The organism is Kitasatospora sp. NPDC015121, from assembly GCF_055562955.1.
The window spans coordinates 377,584-394,111 of sequence record NZ_JBVHEH010000004.1; the positions used below are offsets into that span (position 1 = coordinate 377,584).

24 protein-coding genes and 1 pseudogene are annotated in these 16,528 nt (G+C 72.6%); 18 read left to right on the forward strand and 7 right to left on the reverse strand.

The genetic code is table 11. The features are described from left to right. Window positions 1–8 precede the first annotated feature (8 nt). The 8 genes from ACZ3J7_RS07835 (at window position 9) to ACZ3J7_RS07870 (ending at window position 5,335) form a co-directional block, all read left to right on the forward strand. Window positions 9–875 carry a phage tail family protein gene (locus ACZ3J7_RS07835; RefSeq protein WP_465617921.1) on the forward strand — a complete coding sequence of 289 codons (867 nt, stop codon included), beginning with the start codon at window positions 9–11 and terminating at the stop codon, window positions 873–875. An 11-nt stretch (window positions 876–886) separates the two neighbouring features. Beyond that, on the forward strand, window positions 887–1,930 hold the full coding sequence (locus ACZ3J7_RS07840) for a hypothetical protein (protein ID WP_465617923.1): 1,044 nt from the start codon (window positions 887–889) through the stop codon (window positions 1,928–1,930). Beyond that, window positions 1,930–3,003: a hypothetical protein gene (locus ACZ3J7_RS07845; RefSeq protein WP_465617925.1), complete on the forward strand. Its 1,074-nt coding sequence runs from the start codon at window positions 1,930–1,932 to the stop codon at window positions 3,001–3,003. Before ACZ3J7_RS07840 ends, ACZ3J7_RS07845 begins: the two co-directional genes overlap by 1 nt. Next, entirely contained in the window at window positions 3,000–3,461 is a 462-nt protein-coding gene (locus ACZ3J7_RS07850) for a hypothetical protein (protein ID WP_465617927.1), read from the forward strand. The genes ACZ3J7_RS07845 and ACZ3J7_RS07850 overlap by 4 nt, the downstream gene beginning before the upstream one ends. 7 nt (window positions 3,462–3,468) lie before the next feature. Beyond that, a complete protein-coding gene (locus ACZ3J7_RS07855) occupies window positions 3,469–3,849 on the forward strand; it encodes a hypothetical protein (protein ID WP_465617929.1) in 381 nt (126 codons plus the stop codon). Window positions 3,850–3,915: 66 nt separating this feature from the next. Next, a complete protein-coding gene (locus ACZ3J7_RS07860) occupies window positions 3,916–4,755 on the forward strand; it encodes a hypothetical protein (RefSeq protein WP_465617931.1) in 840 nt (279 codons plus the stop codon). A 2-nt stretch (window positions 4,756–4,757) separates the two neighbouring features. Beyond that, window positions 4,758–5,018, forward strand: a complete 261-nt coding sequence (locus ACZ3J7_RS07865; RefSeq protein ID WP_465617933.1) for a hypothetical protein — start codon at window positions 4,758–4,760, stop codon at window positions 5,016–5,018. Further along, a complete protein-coding gene (locus ACZ3J7_RS07870) occupies window positions 5,015–5,335 on the forward strand; it encodes a hypothetical protein (RefSeq protein ID WP_465617935.1) in 321 nt (106 codons plus the stop codon). Before ACZ3J7_RS07865 ends, ACZ3J7_RS07870 begins: the two co-directional genes overlap by 4 nt. A 266-nt stretch (window positions 5,336–5,601) precedes the next feature. On the opposite strand, the gene ACZ3J7_RS07875 is transcribed toward ACZ3J7_RS07870, so the two are convergent. Beyond that, window positions 5,602–6,042: a DUF732 domain-containing protein gene (locus ACZ3J7_RS07875; RefSeq protein WP_465617936.1), complete on the reverse strand. Its 441-nt coding sequence runs from the start codon at window positions 6,040–6,042 to the stop codon at window positions 5,602–5,604. A 969-nt stretch (window positions 6,043–7,011) separates the two neighbouring features. Between ACZ3J7_RS07875 and ACZ3J7_RS07880 the strand changes: the two genes are divergently transcribed. Beyond that, window positions 7,012–7,653 carry a hypothetical protein gene (locus ACZ3J7_RS07880; protein WP_465617938.1) on the forward strand — a complete coding sequence of 214 codons (642 nt, stop codon included), beginning with the start codon at window positions 7,012–7,014 and terminating at the stop codon, window positions 7,651–7,653. 33 nt (window positions 7,654–7,686) lie between these two features. Here ACZ3J7_RS07880 and ACZ3J7_RS07885 read toward each other — a convergent pair whose 3' ends face one another. Next, the gene (locus ACZ3J7_RS07885; RefSeq protein ID WP_465617940.1) at window positions 7,687–7,986 is read right to left on the reverse strand and encodes a hypothetical protein; all 300 of its coding nucleotides are present in this window, start codon (window positions 7,984–7,986) and stop codon (window positions 7,687–7,689) included. Between the two features lie 59 nt (window positions 7,987–8,045). Here ACZ3J7_RS07885 and ACZ3J7_RS07890 point away from each other — a divergent pair, with 59 nt between their 5' ends. The 5 genes from ACZ3J7_RS07890 (at window position 8,046) to ACZ3J7_RS07910 (ending at window position 10,615) form a co-directional block, all read left to right on the forward strand. Continuing rightward, complete coding sequence (locus tag ACZ3J7_RS07890; RefSeq protein ID WP_465617942.1) at window positions 8,046–8,678, forward strand: HAD family hydrolase; 633 nt, start codon at window positions 8,046–8,048, stop codon at window positions 8,676–8,678. A 94-nt stretch (window positions 8,679–8,772) separates the two neighbouring features. Next, window positions 8,773–9,957 carry a helix-turn-helix domain-containing protein gene (locus ACZ3J7_RS07895; protein ID WP_465617944.1) on the forward strand — a complete coding sequence of 395 codons (1,185 nt, stop codon included), beginning with the start codon at window positions 8,773–8,775 and terminating at the stop codon, window positions 9,955–9,957. A gap of 55 nt (window positions 9,958–10,012) precedes the next feature. Continuing rightward, complete coding sequence (locus tag ACZ3J7_RS07900; RefSeq protein WP_465617946.1) at window positions 10,013–10,204, forward strand: hypothetical protein; 192 nt, start codon at window positions 10,013–10,015, stop codon at window positions 10,202–10,204. After that, entirely contained in the window at window positions 10,197–10,415 is a 219-nt protein-coding gene (locus tag ACZ3J7_RS07905) for a hypothetical protein (RefSeq protein WP_465617948.1), read from the forward strand. The genes ACZ3J7_RS07900 and ACZ3J7_RS07905 overlap by 8 nt, the downstream gene beginning before the upstream one ends. Beyond that, complete coding sequence (locus ACZ3J7_RS07910; protein ID WP_465617950.1) at window positions 10,412–10,615, forward strand: hypothetical protein; 204 nt, start codon at window positions 10,412–10,414, stop codon at window positions 10,613–10,615. The genes ACZ3J7_RS07905 and ACZ3J7_RS07910 overlap by 4 nt, the downstream gene beginning before the upstream one ends. On the opposite strand, the gene ACZ3J7_RS07915 is transcribed toward ACZ3J7_RS07910, so the two are convergent. Continuing rightward, the gene (locus ACZ3J7_RS07915) at window positions 10,616–10,801 is read right to left on the reverse strand and encodes a helix-turn-helix transcriptional regulator (RefSeq protein ID WP_465618032.1); all 186 of its coding nucleotides are present in this window, start codon (window positions 10,799–10,801) and stop codon (window positions 10,616–10,618) included. A 189-nt stretch (window positions 10,802–10,990) separates the two neighbouring features. On the opposite strand from ACZ3J7_RS07915, the gene ACZ3J7_RS07920 reads away from it, so the two are divergent. Further along, a complete protein-coding gene (locus tag ACZ3J7_RS07920; RefSeq protein ID WP_465617952.1) occupies window positions 10,991–11,194 on the forward strand; it encodes a hypothetical protein in 204 nt (67 codons plus the stop codon). Here the strand turns inward: ACZ3J7_RS07920 and ACZ3J7_RS07925 are convergent. Then, window positions 11,188–12,123, reverse strand: a complete 936-nt coding sequence (locus ACZ3J7_RS07925; protein WP_465617954.1) for a LuxR C-terminal-related transcriptional regulator — start codon at window positions 12,121–12,123, stop codon at window positions 11,188–11,190. The two genes, ACZ3J7_RS07920 and ACZ3J7_RS07925, sit on opposite strands and share 7 nt — an antisense overlap. A 168-nt stretch (window positions 12,124–12,291) precedes the next feature. On the opposite strand from ACZ3J7_RS07925, the gene ACZ3J7_RS07930 reads away from it, so the two are divergent. Next, the gene (locus tag ACZ3J7_RS07930) at window positions 12,292–12,453 is read left to right on the forward strand and encodes a hypothetical protein (RefSeq protein WP_465617956.1); all 162 of its coding nucleotides are present in this window, start codon (window positions 12,292–12,294) and stop codon (window positions 12,451–12,453) included. A 361-nt stretch (window positions 12,454–12,814) separates the two neighbouring features. After that, window positions 12,815–12,934, forward strand: a pseudogene (locus ACZ3J7_RS07935) (3-hydroxyacyl-CoA dehydrogenase family protein); the annotation flags it as partial. A 96-nt stretch (window positions 12,935–13,030) separates the two neighbouring features. Here ACZ3J7_RS07935 and ACZ3J7_RS07940 read toward each other — a convergent pair. Together ACZ3J7_RS07940 and ACZ3J7_RS07945 are read right to left on the reverse strand one after the other, a co-directional pair. Beyond that, window positions 13,031–13,444: a hypothetical protein gene (locus tag ACZ3J7_RS07940; RefSeq protein ID WP_465617958.1), complete on the reverse strand. Its 414-nt coding sequence runs from the start codon at window positions 13,442–13,444 to the stop codon at window positions 13,031–13,033. 231 nt (window positions 13,445–13,675) lie between these two features. Next, window positions 13,676–14,563, reverse strand: coding sequence for a chitosanase (locus ACZ3J7_RS07945; protein ID WP_465617959.1), 888 nt, complete (start codon window positions 14,561–14,563; stop codon window positions 13,676–13,678). A gap of 239 nt (window positions 14,564–14,802) precedes the next feature. Between ACZ3J7_RS07945 and ACZ3J7_RS07950 the strand changes: the two genes are divergently transcribed. Next, window positions 14,803–15,294: a GNAT family N-acetyltransferase gene (locus ACZ3J7_RS07950; RefSeq protein ID WP_465617961.1), complete on the forward strand. Its 492-nt coding sequence runs from the start codon at window positions 14,803–14,805 to the stop codon at window positions 15,292–15,294. Here the strand turns inward: ACZ3J7_RS07950 and ACZ3J7_RS07955 are convergent. Beyond that, window positions 15,275–16,483 carry an MFS transporter gene (locus ACZ3J7_RS07955; protein WP_465617963.1) on the reverse strand — a complete coding sequence of 403 codons (1,209 nt, stop codon included), beginning with the start codon at window positions 16,481–16,483 and terminating at the stop codon, window positions 15,275–15,277. The genes ACZ3J7_RS07950 and ACZ3J7_RS07955 overlap by 20 nt on opposite strands. Window positions 16,484–16,528: the final 45 nt, after the last annotated feature.

Sequence of the window (16,528 nt, forward strand, 5' to 3'; positions counted from 1 at the left end):
GGGGCGGCATGGGGTACGTCCCCGGACAGCAGCTCGGCGGCCGCACGGTGCAGCTCGGCGCCCTGACCCTCGGCCAGGTCGACTCGGCCGGCGTCGCCTGGACGATCGGCACCGACGGGCTGAAGGGCTGGCCCGGCGCCGGGGTGCGTACCCAGTACAGCGACCGCGAGGCGGACCACGGCGCCTGGGCGGGGCCGACCTACCTCACCGCCCGGGCCATCACCCTGGCGGGGACGATCATCGCCCCCGACCTGGCGTCCCTGGACGCCGCGGTCGAGCAGCTGATGGCCGCCGCCTCGCTGACGGACACCCTGCTGGTCGTGGGCGAGAGCATCCCGAAGCAGTCGCTGGTGCGCCGCTCCGGCGAGCCGCTCATCCAGCTCGTGTCCGACCGGATCGCGGTGTACAGCGTGCTGCTGACCGCGGCCGACCCGCGCCGCTACTCCACCACCGTGCAGTCCCCCTCGACCGGGCTGCCGATCGCGACCGGCGGGGTGAGCCTGCCGATCACGCTCCCGCTGGTCATCACCTCCGGCAGCTCCAGCGGCCAGCTCACCCTCACCAACGCCGGCAGCGTCGCGGCCCGGCCCCTGTTCACCGTCACCGGGCCGGTGCCGGGGTTCGTGCTGCTGGCGCAGTACCCCGACGGGACCACCCGGCAGCTCACCTACACCGACACCCTCGGCGCCGGCGACGTGCTCACCCTCGACGTGGACCGCCGCACCGTGATGCTCGGCGGCGTCTCCCGCCGCCGCTACCTGTCCGGCCAGTGGCCCGAGGTGCCACCGGGACAGACCGTCACCGTCCAGTGGTCCTCCGCCGGATCGGACCCCGCCGCCCTGCTGACCGCCACCATGCGCTCGGCCTGGATCTGAGAGGAGCCCCCATGGCCACCGACCCGACCTGGCTGCCCGGCCTGGCGTACGACGAACTGGAGCTGCGCCGGATGGACTCGGCGCTGGTGATGGCCGACGGGACCGCGCTCGGCTCCCGCCCGGGCACCCGGCCCGGCGACGCGGGCCTGACCGTCACCCTCGCCGGCACCACCGTCAACGTCAGCTCCGGCACCGCGGCCCTCTACCGGTCCGGGCAGGGCCTGTACCGGGCGCAGATCCCGGCGTCCGTCGCCGGCACCCTGAGCGCCGCGCACGCCACCTGGTCGCGCATCGACCTGGTGTACCTGCGGGTGTGGGACACGGCGGTGGACGGCACCGGCCTGCGCAAGGGCGACGTGGTGCTGCTGGCGGGCACCCCGTCCGCGACGCCGTCCGCGCCGACGCCGGGCGCCACCGAGATCTACATCCCGCTCGCGACCGTCACCGTCCCCCCGACCGGATCCGGGGGCACCGGATCGGCGACCGTCTCCGCCACGGTCCGCCAGGTCACGGTCGCCCCCGGCGGCATCCTGCCGGTCTCCTCCAGCACGGACATCGCCCTGGCCGGCGTCTACGTCGGCCAGGCCCGGTACAACACGGTGCGCGGCCAGCCCGAGTACTGGACCGGGACCGTCTGGGCGGCGCTGGGCGACTACACCACCCACACCCCGGTCTGGACCACCACCGGCACCGCCCCCACCCTGTCCAACGGGTCGCTGACCAGCCGCTGGACCCGCATGGGCCGCAAGATCCACTGGTACGGATCCCTGACCTTCGGCAGCACCACCAGCGCCGGCACCGGCGGCTGGTCGCTCTCGATGCCGGTCGCCGCCGCGAACCTCGGGATCACGACCGTCGGCACCGCCGACTACGTGGTCACCGGCAACAACGAGTACGTCGGCGTCGTCGAGATCCCCGCCGGGGCGAGCACCGCCGTGTTCGTCGTGAAGACGCAGACGAGCTACTTCTTCAGCAACGTCACCGACGCCATCCCCCTCGCGGCGTCCGCGAACAGCCGCCTGCACTGGAACATCGAGTACGAGGCGGCGGCCTGATGGTCGAGCTGACGTGGCTGGCCTGCGACCTGCGCACGGGCGCCGTGGTCGAGGAACTGCGGGCGCTGTCACCCACCCAGCCGCTCGCCCGCGCGATCGGGGCCAGCCGCTCCTCGACCTTCGCGCTGGCGCTGGGCGGCGCCCCGGACGAGTGGGAGGCCGCGACCGATCCGGGCCGCACCATGCTCGTCGCCCTCGACACCGACACCGGCACGCCGATCTGGCCCGGCATCACCCTGACCCGCGACGGCGGCTCCAACAGCGTCCTGGACCTGGCCGCCGCCACCCCGGAGGCCTACCTGGACGCCCGCTACCCGGGCGACTACACCGCCACCGCCGACCCCACCAGCATCATGGCCGCGCTCGCCGCCGCCTCCATGATCGACGGGCCCCCGCTGCTCCTGGACACCGTCGCCACCGGCAGCACCATCACCTACACCATGGCCGACGCCGACGACCGCACCATCATCTCCGCGCTGACCGAGATCAGCGAGATGGACGGCGGCCCCGAGTGGACGATCGACCCCGTGTGGGCGGACGCCGCCCAGACCCGGATCCAGCTCGTCCTCCGGATCCGCCCCGCCATCGGCACCCAGGACCCCGTCCCCGGCACGGTGTGGGACATGCCCGGCTGCATCACCACGTACACCCTGTCCGAGGCCTACACCCGGGGCCGCGGCGCCACCTCCGTCCTCGCCCGCGGCGACCGCGCCGACGGACAGCGCGCCACCAGCACCACCCACACCGCCGCCGCCCTGATCGCGGCCGGCTGGTGCCGCTGGGAGTACCGCTGGACCCCCGCCCAGGGCATCACCGACACCGGCCAGCTCGACCAGCACGCCGCGGCCGCCCTCGCCCTGATGGGCACCGGCACCCGCACCTGGAGCGTCACCGCCGCCGCCAGCGCCGCACCGCGCCTGGGCCGGGACTGGGCGCTGGGCGACAGCGTCACCATCGACATCGACTCCTCCCCCCGCCACCCCGCCGGCATCACCACGACCGCCCGCGCCTGGGCCTGGGAGCTCGACGTCGCCGCCGACCGCCTCGCCCCCATCCTCCTGGAGACCGCGTGACCTCCCGCACCAACCAGCTCCCCCCGCGCCCCGACCACTACGGGCGCGCCATCGCCGCCCTCCAGGCCGAACTGCGCGAACTGCGCGCCTCCCGGCCGGACATGACCGGCGCCGACGCCCTGATGCCGCCCCTGGACGCCGACCTCACCCGCTGGCCCCAGACCGCCGCCGCCGCCTGGACCACCATCGCGTCCTGCACCAACACCCGCTCCACCAACCAGATCCGCGTGGCCCTCGCCACCGCGACCTCCGGCGGCGGCGCCGGCAGCATCCGCCTCGCCATCGACGGCACCCCGTGGGGCCCCACCGTCGCCGCCGGCAGCGCACTCGACTGGACCGGCACCCTGCCCGCCGCCGTCGCCCTCGGCGCGCAGTACCGGCTCACCATCGAAGCGCAGCGCACCAGCGGCTCCGGCACGGTCCACGCCCAGACCCAGCTCATCCGCGCCATCACCTAGGAGACCCGTGCGCAGCGTCACCACCGTCGTCACCACCGACCCCGCCCAGCTCGCCCGCTACTTGGACCACCTGGCCACCGAGGAGTACCTGGCCGGCCGCGCCGGCCGCGCGGCCCCCACCCAGCCCGGCTCGCCCGACGCCGTCGGCGAGCTGTGGTTGATGGCCGTGGCCCGCCAGGCGACCGACCCCGGCGAGTGGGCGGTGTACGCCCTCACCTCCGCCGAGGACGTCCCGGGCTGGCCCACCGCCACCGACCGGTACACCGGCGGGATCCGCTCCGCCGACGACATCGCCCGCGCCCTGGCCGCCACCGGCACCGACGTGGTGCTGCGGCACTACACGGACTTCGCCGTCACCGCGACCACCACGGACGTCCCGCTCACCTGACCCACCCCCACCCGCACCCCGCCGCCACCTCGGCGCCGGGGCCCTCAGCATGCCTGGAGGCTTGCCGTGAGAGACCAGTTCGTCGGCCTGCTGCTCAGCCAGGTCGGCCAGCACGAGGGCCGCGACCCGGACGGCACGTGGAACAACCGGCAGCGCTACAGCCGGGAGACCCCGGGCCTGGAGTGGTCGGACGGCCAGCCCTGGTGCGCCACCTTCCAGGCCTGGGGCGCGCACCGGACCCCGGGCCTGGAGCCGCTGTGGCCGATGACGGCCTCCTGCCTTGTCGCGGTCGCCTGGTGGCGGCAGCGCGGCCGCTGGTCCAACTACCCGGTCCTCGGCGGCCCGTTCTACCTCGGCCCCGACGGCGGCACCCACACCGGCGTGGTGGTGGCGTACGACGCGACGACGATCACCACGGTCGAGGCCAACAGCAACTCCGGCGGATCCGCCGAGGGCGACGGCGTGTACCGCCGCGTCCGGCAGCGCTCCTCCGTCTACGGCTACGGCGTGCCCGCCTATCCGGAGGGCACCGTCTCCGCCGACCCGCGCCTGGGCGGCACCCGGGCCGCCACCACCAACCCCACCGCACTCCCCGAGGAGGACCCGTTGGCCGCACTGACGCCCGACCAGCTCGCCCAGATCGAGCAGGCCGTGATGAACGCGATCGAGAAGAAGAAGAACGACCTGTCGCACGCGACGCTGTACTGGCTGGTCCAGGCCCTGTCCGACACCCCGGAGAGCGCGGGCGATCACCCGCTGAAGTGGGTGGTGCCGCAGCTCCACGCGGCGGTCAAGGCGATCCCGCAGCAGATCCGGGTCGCGCTCGCGGACGCGATCCAGCTGCAGGTGACCGTCGCCGCCGCCCCGACCGCGCCGAAGGCGCCGACCGCCCCGAAGGGGAACTGACCATGGCGATCTCTGACGCGCGCCGCCGTACGATCCGTACCGCCTTCGCGGTGGCGACTGGCCTCCTCGCGGGCATGCCGCTGCTCGTCCACACCGCCGGGCTGCCGGACACGCTGCCCGGTCTCAGCGTGGTGCTCGGCGTCTCCAGCGCCGTCACCCGCCTGCTGGCGCTGCCGCTGGTGGACAGCTGGATTCCCGCTTGGGCGAAGAAGGCCCCGGCCCGGGCCGCGCTGCCGCCGCTGGACCCGGCGGCGCGTGAGTGAGTACGCCGCCGCCGCCCGACCCGCTGACTGCCCTGGCGGTCGGGCTGGCTGAGATCAGGGGCGAGCTGCAGACGGGGCTGGCCGAGATCCGCGGCGAGCTGGCCCTGCGCCGACAGGCGGATGTGCAGACCGGGCAGATCCTGACGGAGCACACGGCCCGGCTGGCCGAGCACGAGCGGATGCTGGCTGAGCTGCGGCAGGCGCAGGCGGCCGAGGAGGAGGTGCGACGGGTGGGCCAGCGGCGGCTGCAGGCGACTGCGACGGTGCTGGGGATCGTGGCGACGGGGGTGGCGCTGGTGCCGGTCGTGCGGCCGTGACGGGACGTCAGGAGGCGGTATGATGGTCGAGCACCACCCTCCCATCGGGGATGATCCAAAGACCGAGGCCACGGCCGCGGGTGCCCGCCTAGTCGCGGGCTTGCCATTCGGGCGTCGCAGTACATCGCCCTGCCCAGCGCAGGGCCTGCCACTCGGCATCGCAGTACATCGCCCTGCCCAGCGCAGGGCCTGCCACTCGGCATCGCAGTACATCGCCCCCGCCCTGGCTTCGCGCCGGAGCGGGGGCGGTTTCGTCGTGCCCGAGATCAGGAGGCTGGGCAGATGTAGATGCGCACCGCTTCCAGGATCTGCGCTGCGGCCTTGGGGCCGAAACCCTCAGGGTGCTTCGGGCTGGTGAACCGCTGTTGCGCCAGCTGGATCAGGTCGTCTTCCGCCTTGCCCTGGCTGATGGATGAGCACTCGTCTCGGCCCCGGTTGACGGCGGTGTCCTCCTTGCCGTGAACGATGTCCGGGTCGATGGTGTTCAGCGCCGCGATGTACTTCGAAGTGGTGGACGCGTCCGGCTTCGGCGGCAGGCCGCCCGCGCCCGCAGGGGCGGGGGCGGACGTTGACTGCTGCGGAACGGCGGCCGGCGCGGATGCGGCCGACGGCGCCGAGGACGTCGACGTGGTGCTCGAGGCGCTCGAGCAGGCGGTGGCTACTGCGGCGGCGAGCAGCAGAACGGTGGCGGCGGCGCGGAGACGCACGGGTACCCCCCAAGAACAGGCGACGGGACGTCCCGGACGGTACCGGGCGCAGCCAGGAGCCGGGCAGGTTTCCTCGAACTGGCCGCCCCGCCCGCCTCTTCGGAGGCCGGGCGGGGCGGCTTCGTCGTGCCCGGGGGCGCCTGCGGGGTGTCCCCAGACTGAATCCGGCCAAGGCATCAGCTTGGGGTCGTGCCAATGACGTCAGGCGAATTCATCGGCATTCCAACAAGCCTGCATTAGGCCGCTATGGAATTCGCCCTCAATTACGCCCATGCAATTACACGGCCCTCGGATGCTGAAATTGCGACTAAACCGATCACATTTGATCACTCTTGATCAGTATCGCTAAGCCGCAGCTCCAACTGAGTCAGAGTAGGGCGTGTCAATGCCAGGCCATTGGGATGACTTGAATAGGATCGCCACTAGGGTCATTTAATACGTATACGTACTTGAGTTGGATGACTAAGCGAATGCGTGCACCATGGATCACGGCCACCCAAGAAAAGGTGCGCCGGGGGGAGGCTCAGTCCCCCCGGCGCGCCGTGGTCGTCCGCTGAAGAGCACCCGACACACGGCAAGGGGTCATAATGTCACAGCCTTATGACGAGAGGTCTGCCCAAGACAAGCAGGAGGCAGCCCGGGTGAGGCTCCTGGTCGAACAGCACGAGGCCCGCTTCGCTGATCAGGAGCAGCGCCTTCGCAAGTTGGAAGGGCGCCGTTGGCCAGTGAAGATGATCGTCGCGGTCTGCACTGGAGTCACCGCAGTCGTCGCTCTGGTGACGCTACTCCGGCACCACTGACGTCCTGCTGCGGCCGCCCCGTCTCCTCCGGGCGGCGGGGCGGTTCGTTGCGTCGGGGCCAGACGCCTGCCGTGCAACCAACCGGTCACGGTCCGGCCACACCACCAACACCGCTCTCCCATGGTCGCTACGGTCCCAGCATCTGCCCGCCACCCCTGGGATGTTGACCATGCGCCGAGCCACCCTCACCACCGCTGCGCTGTTTCTCGCAGCAGCCGCCATGACCGCCTGCGACCCGCCCGCCACCAGCACGGGCAACAGTTCGACCACGCCCGCCGCTGCACCCCCGGCCGCATCCCAGACCGCGGTGCCCTCGGCCAGCGAGCAGAAGACCGCGGACCTTCCGGACTTCACCGGCATGGGCCTGCAGGCCGCGCAGGACAAGGCGCAGGCGGCCGGCTTCTACGGACTGAAGTCCCACGACGCGCTCGGCCGGTCGCGGAACCAGATCCTGGACCGGGACTGGAAGGTGTGTTCGCAGGCGCCCGCGGCCGGCCAGCAGCCGACCAGCACGATGATCGACATGGCGGCGGTGAAGCTCGACGAGCAGTGCCCGGCGGCGGATCAGGGCGCTTCGACGCCGAAGGCTGGGGCGTCGATGCCGGATGTGAAGGGGAAGGCGGTGTCGGCGGTGCGGGACATGCTGCCGAAGAACACGTCACTGTCGGCGAAGGACGCGTCATCGCAGTCGCGGGTGATCATCGTGGAGTCGAACTGGCAGGTGTGTGCGCAGGACCCGGCGGCGGGCGCAGCTCTGAACGGCCAGCCGGTGATGCTGAAGGCCGTGAAGTTCGGCGAGTCCTGCCCCTGATCATGTGCAGGGCGCGGCCTCGTACGCCCGGCCTCAGCCCGCCGCCACCAGTTCCTTCGCGGCACGGAGCACGCCCTGCACCAGCACGTGCCGGCCAGCACCTGCGGCGAGGACGGCGGGGTGCCGGCGGACGGCGTCGGTCGCTGCGGCCAGCGCCTCGCGCAGCCGCTCCGCTTCCGCGTGCTCCTCGGGCGTCCAGGACCGCCGGGCCACCACGTCCGTCGGGTGCTCGGCCCGGCGCCGCGTCTCCACCTCGTGCACGTACTCGGCGTACTGCTGCTCGGCGTCCAGGCGGGCACGCTGCAGCTCGATCAGGTCGTCGGGGAGGTCCACCCGGACAGTGTAGGAGCGGGCGCTGACCGGGTGGTGGAGTCCCGGCTACCCTGGCGTCCATGATCAGAGCTGTGGTGTTCGACATCGGCGAGACCCTCACCAGCGACACCCGATACTGGGCAGACTGGGCCCGCTGGCTGAACGTCCCGCAGCACACCATGTCCGCCCTCGTCGGACACGTCCTCGCACAAGGGCTCGACAACGCCGAAGCGATCCGGATCCTAAGGCCAGGCTGCGACGTCGGCGCAGAGTGGCGCGCCCGCCAAGCCGCCGGCCAAGGCGACCACCTGGATGAGACCGACCTCTACCCGGACGTCCGGCCCGCGCTACAGCATCTGCGCGACGCCGGAGTGTGGGTGGGCATCGCCGGAAACCAGAACGCGGCCGTCACCAGCCTGCTGCGTGGGCTCGACCTGCCCGCCGACGCGATCGCCACCAGCGGAGAGTGGGGCGTCTCCAAGCCGTCCCCCGAGTTCTTCGAGCGGGTCGTCGGCTGGGCGCCGGGCCACGGGCAGCAGATTGTATACGTCGGCGACCATCCGGCTAACGACGTCGCTCCCGCCCGGGCGGCCGGTCTGCGTGCTGCGCACCTTCGCCGGGGCCCGATCGGGCTGACCACCACCGCCCCGGACGCCGACTGGACGATCGACTCGCTGACCGAGCTGGCCAACCTGATCATCCGACAGAACTGAGAACCGCCCCGCAGCACGCTACGAGGCGGTTCTGGCACCCGAGTTGTGACAGCGCGAGTACCGTTCCGAGTGGTCGCACGGAACGGAGTTCAGTATGCCCGGAACCAGCGCTGCCCACCTCGGGTACCGCGTAGCCGCCGCACGCGCCGCCACCGGCCTCACCCGCCACGAACTGCACCAAGCCTCCGGCGTCTCCGTCAGCATGATCCGCGCCGTCGAAGCCGGGACCCGCACGCCGAGCGACACCGTCCTCGACGCCCTCGCCCGGGCCCTACGCACCAGCCCGGAAGAGCTGGCCGGCGGGCCGGGCCGCACGGACTCCCGGGTACACCAGGCGATCCCCGCACTGCAGGCCGCGATCAGCGCCTACGACCTGCCGGAGGACGGCCCGGTGCGGCCGCTGTACGCCCTCGCCACGGCGGTGGGGGAGATGACGCAGGCCCGCGTCAACTCGCAGTACAGCCACCTCGCCGAGCGGGTGCCGGCGCTGCTGGAGGAACTGTTCCGCGCCGTCGACCAGACCGTCGGCGCCGACCGGCAGCGAGCCGCTCGATTCCTCGCCCTAGCCATCCGGTCTGCTGACGCCGCGGCCTACAAGTACGGCTACCGGGACCTGTCGGCCAGGCTGGTCGAGCTGATGCGCTGGGCCGCCGACCTCGCCGAAGACCAGGCGCTCGCAGCCGCCGCCGCGTACGTCCGCACCGAGGTGTTCTTCGCGACCGGCCAGCTCGGCACCGGACTGCGCGCCCTGCAGCGGGCCGCCGACCGGATGCCCCCACCCACCACGGTCCCGCTAGCCGCCGCCGCCGCGGCCCTGCACATGCGGGCCGCCGTCGTTGCCGGCCGGGCCGTCGACCCGGACAGCGCCCGCCTGCACCTCGCCGAGGCCGACCGGCTGGTGCGCTCCGTGCCGGAGCGGCTGTACGACGGGACCGCGGTCGGCCCGGACTCCGTGCGAATCCACCAGCTCGCAGTTGCGGTCGAGCTCGCCGACCCGGCCGACCTCGGCCGCGCGGTAGCGGAGGCCGGCCGCTGGGCACCGCCCCGGGACCTGCCCGCCGAGCGCCGCTCGCACTACTACATCGACCTCGGGCGGGCGCAGATAGCGCTGGGCCGCCCGCAGCACGCCCGCGAGTCCCTGCTTGTCGCCCGCCGGATCGCGCCGCAGCACGTGCGCGAGCACGGCCAGGTCCGGGCCGAACTCGCCACCCTGGTGCGGCTCAGCCGCGGCCGCGACGAGGAGCTGCTGGCGATGGCCCGCTGGGCAAAGGCCGTCTGACAAGTGCTACAGGTTGTGTCACTTCCTGCGGTTCCGGGCGGGGATCGTAGAGGACGTGACAGCGACACCGCCTGACCAGGGCATCAGCCCTGCCCGCCTCCACGGAGAGGCCTGCATCACCTGCGGCTCCACCGAGCCCCCGCTCCACCCCGGTGGCACCATCACCGTCCCCGGCGAGACGCCTGACGGCGCGCACGACTTCGGGGTCGTCGTCTGCACCGCGCACCTGGAGCTCGGCCATGGCTGAGCTGCTGCAGTGGCGTGAGGGCCGCTTCGAGCCGCGGCAACTCCCCGCATCCAAGCGCGGCGTCCGGCTCTGGGGCGTCTGGGATGTTGAGGCCAAGGCGTTCGTGGTGGACGACGGCGAGCCGGTGGCATGGTGGGACCGGGGCGGCGCGCACGACTGGATCAACCGCCAGCGCTACCTGACCGAGCGCACCACCCGGCGGCCGGCGTGAGCGCCGGCGAGCACGACGTCTACCGGGCAGCTCCGCTGCGGGTCTCGGGGGATGGCACGCAGCTGTGGGGCGTGCTCGCCCCCGATGACAGCTGGCTGCTGTCGATGGGCCAGCCGGAGTGGCATCTGCGCGAGTCGACCGCGAAGCGGATCGCCGACGAGCGCAACCGGGCTGGCGGCTTGGCGCCGGCGGGCGGGTAGTTACTCGGTCTCGTCGCGGAGGAGCCGCCACGTTGGCACGCCGAGCGCTGCTGCCGCAGCAGTCAGTTCGTCCAGCCCAGGACTGGTCTGCGCGCGCTCCCAGTAGCCGATGGTCTGCCGATCTAGGCCAGCGAGTTCGGCCAGCCGCTCTTGGCTGAGGTCGCGCTCGACGCGGAGCGCCCGCAGGCGCTGGCCGAGGTCTCGCCGCTGCTGGAGCTGCTGCTCGGTGGGAGTGCGGCGACTGCCTCGGGCTGGTGACACCCGTTGACATTCACCTGTACATGATCAAAAGTCTGCATCATGCATTCGTCACTTATCGGGCACACGTTCGATAAGATGTCCAGCCCACTCGGGGGGCCGAGCACCGGAGCGCCAGTGACAGCACAACCAGCCGCCGAAGCCGAGGCCGCCGCCAATAGCCTGCGGGCGGCCTTGGCCCGGCACGAGATTGTCCTGCCCTCGCTGGGCCTGGACGTGGGCGCCATGGCGTCCGACTGCCCGCTCGTGCAGCTCGGTTCAGCGCCCGCCGAAACCGTCAACCGGATCGCCGCCGCGCTGAGGCGAGTGCCAGTTCAGTGAGCCAGCACCCGCCACTTGCAGGCCAGCCCGAACAGGGTGTCGACGCCCAGGATCTCCTTCATTTCGGCCACCTGCACGGCCACTGTCCGCGAGCTGACCTTCAGCTGCTTCCCGATCGCTTCGTAGCTCTGCTCCTGCTCGAGGGCGCGCAGGATCTGCTCGTGACGGGGGGTCAGCACGGGCTTCTCCTCCGCCCCGGTCCAGGCCGTTGCCCTGGACCAGTCGCGTTCGAAGTTTGCCGCGAGGAAGCCGGTCACGCCGGGGTCGTTGACGACGTAGGCGACCGCCTCGCGACTGGTGGTGAGGATCGAGTTCCCAGGGATGACCGCAATCGACCGGTCGATCAGGATCATCCGCTGGAAGGGCTCGGCAAGCGTCCTAATCTCGGCGCCGGCCTTCGTCATCTCCAGCACCCACAGCTCGGTGGCCTCGCCCGTCCGAGCGTCGGCGTGGTAGAGCGTGCGGACTGCAACCCCGCGCCGGATCGTGTCGATGTCGCGGTCCTTCGTCTCCTCCAGGGTCTCGCGACTGCGGGCGCCGCCCGGCTGGCACACGAGCAGTTCGCCGGTGCAGCCGTCCAGCAGCTGGCCGATGCGCGCGTTGATCGCCGCCGATCCGCGGACGAGGTCGATCAGTCCGGCCCGGGGGTCGGTGGTGCGGCCATCGAACGCCTGGCGCAGGTCTGCGAGGAGGTCGCTGATTCCGGCCGCCTGGGCCAGCAGGGCGGCGGCCTGTCCGTGGTACTCAGCCTCCCAGCGGGCACCGACATAGCCGGGATCGACGAGGGTGAGCCCGCGCCCCGGGTCTTCGCGCAGCAACCCACGGTTGAGCAGCTGCCAGGCCGCGTCCTGGTCGTCGTCGGCGATGGGTTCGCCAGCCGCCACCCGGGCGTACAGGGCACGGGCCTCAGGGCTGATGTCGATGTCCATGATCCCCAGTCGATTGCATCCAAGTGCAGGTTCATCTGAATGAACCACCAGACTCCTTGCCGTGCAACTACTTCGTGCGAGATCGTTGCTCAAGCCGCCAAGCGCACGGCAAGTCGCCTGTCAGCAACGGGCGTTGCCAGCAGCGGTCACCACATGATCGGAGTCAACATGAAGCTCAGCAGGGCCATCCCCGCGATGGTCGGCGCCCTCGCGGCCGCGCTCCTCAGCCTCGCGGTCACCACGGCGCACGCGGATGAGGCGCCGGCGCCGAAGCCGACCCCGTCGCCCACCACGACCTACACCGCCAACGACACCAACTGGGGTGGCTGAGACGTCCACACAGAAGGCCCGGCCGCTTCGGCGGCCGGGCCCCTGATCGCCCGCTGGTGGCGCCCGCTCTCATCGGGCGCCACCAGCGGGAACCTGGATCACTGGATGCACCTCGCTGTGGGAGGCGTGTCGGCATCCTACTGATCCGCCCAGCCGGCCTGTACCCCCTAATCGAGGGGGTGCAGGCCTGCTCGCCGCCCATGCTCCCCGGGGAGAATCTGGGGAGCCGCCCCTTCTGGGGAGCGTCCGGGGAGGCACAGTTCGAGGAAGCCAGGGGCGCCATGGGGAACAGTGAGGCGACTCCCGGCCCAGGTCAACGCCATAGAGCGGTCATCACTGCACGTCACGGACGCTGGGCCTCATGTACGACGAGTACAAGGAGCCGCTGTACGCGGCCCCGCCGCTGCTCTCCCGGATGGTCGACGCGGGCCTGCTGGGCCGCAAGTCCGGCCGCGGCTTCTACGACTACACGGCGTCCTGACCCGCCGTCACCTCCCGCCGGGCCGCCCCGACTTCGTGACGCGGGCGGCCCGACGCGCACCCGGGGCCCGGCCCGTGCCCGGGGCCCGGCCCGCGCTCAGGGGCTGGCGTAGCGGGCGACGTCGGCGACCCGGCAGCTGACCGGGCCGTACGGGTCGGCGGTGCCCTGGGCGCGTTCGAGGGCGTCCTGGCCGGGCGGGACGGAGCTGGCGGCGGCGACGCCGACGGTGACCTGCCGGCCGCTGCCGTCCTCGAAGGCGATCTGCACCACGTAGTTGCTGGTGGTCGCGGTGTGGTTGGTGATCCGGACGGTCGCGGAGGGCCACTGCAGTTCGTCGTCGACCCGGCAGGCGGTGACCTCGACGTCGCCGAGCGCGGCCCGCCGGACCTCGTCCGCGCTCAGCGCCGCGCCGGCGTCGTCCGGCCCGCAGCCCGCCACCGCCGCCCCCCACACCGGCGCCAGCACCAGCACGGCGGTCAGGCGGGCGGCGGTCGCTCGGATGCGGCGCATGGTTTCCCCTCGGGACGGACACGGGTCAGGGGCGACGCTACGAGCCGTGGGGGGCGTCCGCACCGAATGTGTCCGATCCGTAACAACCGTGCGGAGCAAGTGTGCTGACTGTACGTCAGCGAAGCGAGCGGCGACGGCCGCGGTGGCGGACGGGACGAACGGCCCGGCGTGTGCGGTCGCCGGGCCGTTCGGGTACCGGGGTGGGCGCCCGGTCGTCCGGGCGCCGGGCGGCTAGGCCTTGATCTCGTACGGGTCGCCGTAGACCTTCCACTTGAGCGGCGGGTTGAGGTCGAAGTTCTTGGCGTTGAGGAAGACCAGCTGCTCGGTGTCGACCCGGCTGGTGTCGGCGTGCGCCTCCTCCTGCTTCATGACGACCTTGCGGGCGTCCAGGAAGGCCTTGATGTAGGTGGCCTCGTCGCCGCCCTGGGCGGGGGTCTTGGCCTTCTTCAGGGCGGCGGCGCGGATCCCGCCGAAGCTGTCGGAGCTGGTGCCGGGGCCGTGCATGACGATCGCGTCGTAGTAGGCGAACTGGCCGAGCGCGCGCAGCCCGTCCGCCTTGGCCTGCTTGACCGCCGGGTTGAAGTAGACCCGGTCGCGCTCCTCGTTCTGGGCCCGCTGGAAGACGGTGTCCTTGGCGGCGGTGCGCCAGTCGTTGACGAAGGCGCTGCCGAGGCCGGAGTGCGAGTCGGTGCCGTTGACCTTCTTCAGCGCGGGCAGGTACTTGGCCAGCACGTTGCCGGGCTTGAGGTCGGTGTAGTGCTGGACGAGCTCCAGCATGTCGCCGGTGCCGGAGCAGAAGCCGATGATGCCCGCGGTGTAGCCGCGGCCGTCGTCGATGTCCTCGATGTACTTGTACTGGGCCTTCCAGTCCAGCGAGGAGTTCTCCGCCGAGGAGACCAGCTCCATGGCGATCTCCTTCTTCGCCGGGTCGTCCAGCCCGACGGCGGCCACCGCCGCGGCGCGCACGGCGCTCGTGCCGCCCGCCGCGGGGGCGGCGGCGTGGCCGGTCCCGGCCGCGGCCAGGGTCAGCGGGAGGGCGCCGACCAGGACCGCGAGGGCGGCCCGGGTGGCGCGGGCGGTTCGGGCGCTACGAGCGGTGCGGTGCTTGCTGGGGTGCATCTGACGCTCCGTCTGGGTGCCGGCCGCGGGCGGGGGGAGCCCGCGGATGAGGGTTAGGAAAGTTTCCTAACGAGGATTGAAGCGTCCGCATCACGCCGCCGCAAGACGTCCGACGGCATCCGGTGCACGACGTTCCGGTGAACGACCCGCCACGGATCCGCCACCGACCCGCCTCCCGCCCGCCTCCCCGCGCGGAAAACCGCTGGCCACCGGCCCCGGCAGCGACCATGCTGGGCCGGATGGAGATCCGCGAAGCCACCCCGGAGGACTGGGCCGCCGTCTGGCCGTTCTTCCACCGCGTCGTCGCCGCCGGCGAGACCTTCACCTACCCCACCGACCTGACGTCCGACACCGCCCGCGGCTGGTGGATGCTGTCCGCCCCGAACCGCACCGTGGTCGCCGTCGACGAGGCCACCGGCACCGTCCTCGGCACCGCCAAGATGAACAACAACCAGTGGGGCAACGGCGGCCACGTCGCCAGCGCCAGCTTCATCGTCGACCCCGACCACGCCGGCCGCGGCACCGGCCGCGCCCTGTGCGCGGAGGCCCTGGGCTGGGCCCGCGCGCAGGGCTTCCGCGCCATGCAGTTCAACGCCGTCGTCGCCTCCAACGCCCCGGCCGTCGGCCTCTACCGCTCGCTCGGCTTCGAGGTCGTCGGCACCGTCCCCGAGGGCTTCCACCACCCCCGCCTCGGCTACGTCGACCTGTACGTCATGCACCGACGGCTGTGACCCCGGGCCCGGGCGCCGCCGCCCGGCCCTCCCGCACCACCGCCGGCCGCGAGAGGACCGTCACCAGCAGCGACACCGCCGCCGGCGCCCCGATCGCCCAGCGCACCTCCACCAGCTGCGCCGCCCCGCCCGCCAGCGCCGCGCCGACGCCCTGCCAGGCGATCCGGCCCGCCGACTCCACGCCCTGCACCTGGCCGCGCGCCGCGTCCGGGGTCAGCGCCAGCAGCCGCTCCTGCAACGGCAGCGTCGCCGCGAACCCGACGCCCGCCAGCCCCACCGCCGGCGCCGCCACCCACACCGGCGGCCCCGCCACCAGCAGCAGGAACGGCCCCGCCAGCAGCAGCCGCAGCCCGTACGCCAGCCGGGCCCGCCGGGCCTCGTCCAGCAGCCGGCCCACCAGCAGGTCGCCCGCCAGCATCCCGGCGGCGCTCGCCGCCAGCAGCGTCCCCGCCTCCCCCGGCGCGTACGGCAGGAACAGCGCCTCGCAGCCCACCACCAGCCCGTTGGGCACCCACAGGTTCAGCAGCAGCGCCCGCCGCCCCGGCCGGCCCAGCAGCTCGACGTTGCCCCGCCAGGTCTCCCGCAGCCCGGGCCGGCGCGGCGGCCGCACCGACCGCTCCCGCACCGTCACCGCCACCACCACCGTCGCCAGCGCCGTCAACCCGGCCGCCGCGCCCATCAGCCGGTACGGGGAGAGCAGCCTCAGCAGCACCCCGCCGAGCGCGAAACCGAGCACCGCCGCCCCGCCCGCGCTGACGTTCATCAGCGACCGGGCCCGCGCGTAGCCCTCCCGCGGCACGATCTCCGCCAGCAGGCCCATCCGCGTCCCGGTGCCCAGCGACTGGAAGAACCCCACCAGCAGCAGCAACCCGAACCGCGCCACCAGCGGCAGCCCCGGCACCGCCTGCGCCGCCGTCGCCGCCAGCGCCAGCAGGTGCAGCGCCACCAGCGTCCGGCGCGGCCGCGCCCCGTCCGCGACCGACATCAGCGTCAGCGCGCCCAGCACCGCCGCGAACGACGACCCGTACATGCTCACCGCCGTCAGGAACGGCGACCCCGTGCGCTCCCGCACCAGCACGCCCAACGCGAACCCGGACAGCGTCCCGGCCCCCGCCAGCAGCGTGAAACCTGCGTACAACCCCGCGAACTCCCGCTGCCGCAGCAGCGCCAGATATCCATGACCAGTCATGAAAAAAGCCTCCGACGCTGCCGCGGGGGCGCGTTCGAAGGCTGA

Excerpts from the sequence above, each read along its gene's own strand:
- ACZ3J7_RS07890 (WP_465617942.1), top strand. The coding sequence starts at position 8,046 with ATGATCAGAGCTGTGGTGTTCGACATCGGCGAGACCCTCACCAGCGAC.
- ACZ3J7_RS07895 (WP_465617944.1), top strand. The coding sequence starts at position 8,773 with ATGCCCGGAACCAGCGCTGCCCACCTCGGGTACCGCGTAGCCGCCGCA.
- ACZ3J7_RS07940 (WP_465617958.1), bottom strand. The coding sequence starts at position 13,444 with ATGCGCCGCATCCGAGCGACCGCCGCCCGCCTGACCGCCGTGCTGGTG.
- ACZ3J7_RS07840 (WP_465617923.1), top strand. The coding sequence starts at position 887 with ATGGCCACCGACCCGACCTGGCTGCCCGGCCTGGCGTACGACGAACTG.
- ACZ3J7_RS07880 (WP_465617938.1), top strand. The coding sequence starts at position 7,012 with ATGCGCCGAGCCACCCTCACCACCGCTGCGCTGTTTCTCGCAGCAGCC.
- ACZ3J7_RS07845 (WP_465617925.1), top strand. The coding sequence starts at position 1,930 with ATGGTCGAGCTGACGTGGCTGGCCTGCGACCTGCGCACGGGCGCCGTG.
- ACZ3J7_RS07955 (WP_465617963.1), bottom strand. The coding sequence starts at position 16,483 with ATGACTGGTCATGGATATCTGGCGCTGCTGCGGCAGCGGGAGTTCGCG.
- ACZ3J7_RS07835 (WP_465617921.1), top strand. The coding sequence starts at position 9 with ATGGGGTACGTCCCCGGACAGCAGCTCGGCGGCCGCACGGTGCAGCTC.
- ACZ3J7_RS07865 (WP_465617933.1), top strand. The coding sequence starts at position 4,758 with ATGGCGATCTCTGACGCGCGCCGCCGTACGATCCGTACCGCCTTCGCG.
- ACZ3J7_RS07950 (WP_465617961.1), top strand. The coding sequence starts at position 14,803 with ATGGAGATCCGCGAAGCCACCCCGGAGGACTGGGCCGCCGTCTGGCCG.
- ACZ3J7_RS07905 (WP_465617948.1), top strand. The coding sequence starts at position 10,197 with ATGGCTGAGCTGCTGCAGTGGCGTGAGGGCCGCTTCGAGCCGCGGCAA.
- ACZ3J7_RS07945 (WP_465617959.1), bottom strand. The coding sequence starts at position 14,563 with ATGCACCCCAGCAAGCACCGCACCGCTCGTAGCGCCCGAACCGCCCGC.
- ACZ3J7_RS07930 (WP_465617956.1), top strand. The coding sequence starts at position 12,292 with ATGAAGCTCAGCAGGGCCATCCCCGCGATGGTCGGCGCCCTCGCGGCC.
- ACZ3J7_RS07925 (WP_465617954.1), bottom strand. The coding sequence starts at position 12,123 with ATGGACATCGACATCAGCCCTGAGGCCCGTGCCCTGTACGCCCGGGTG.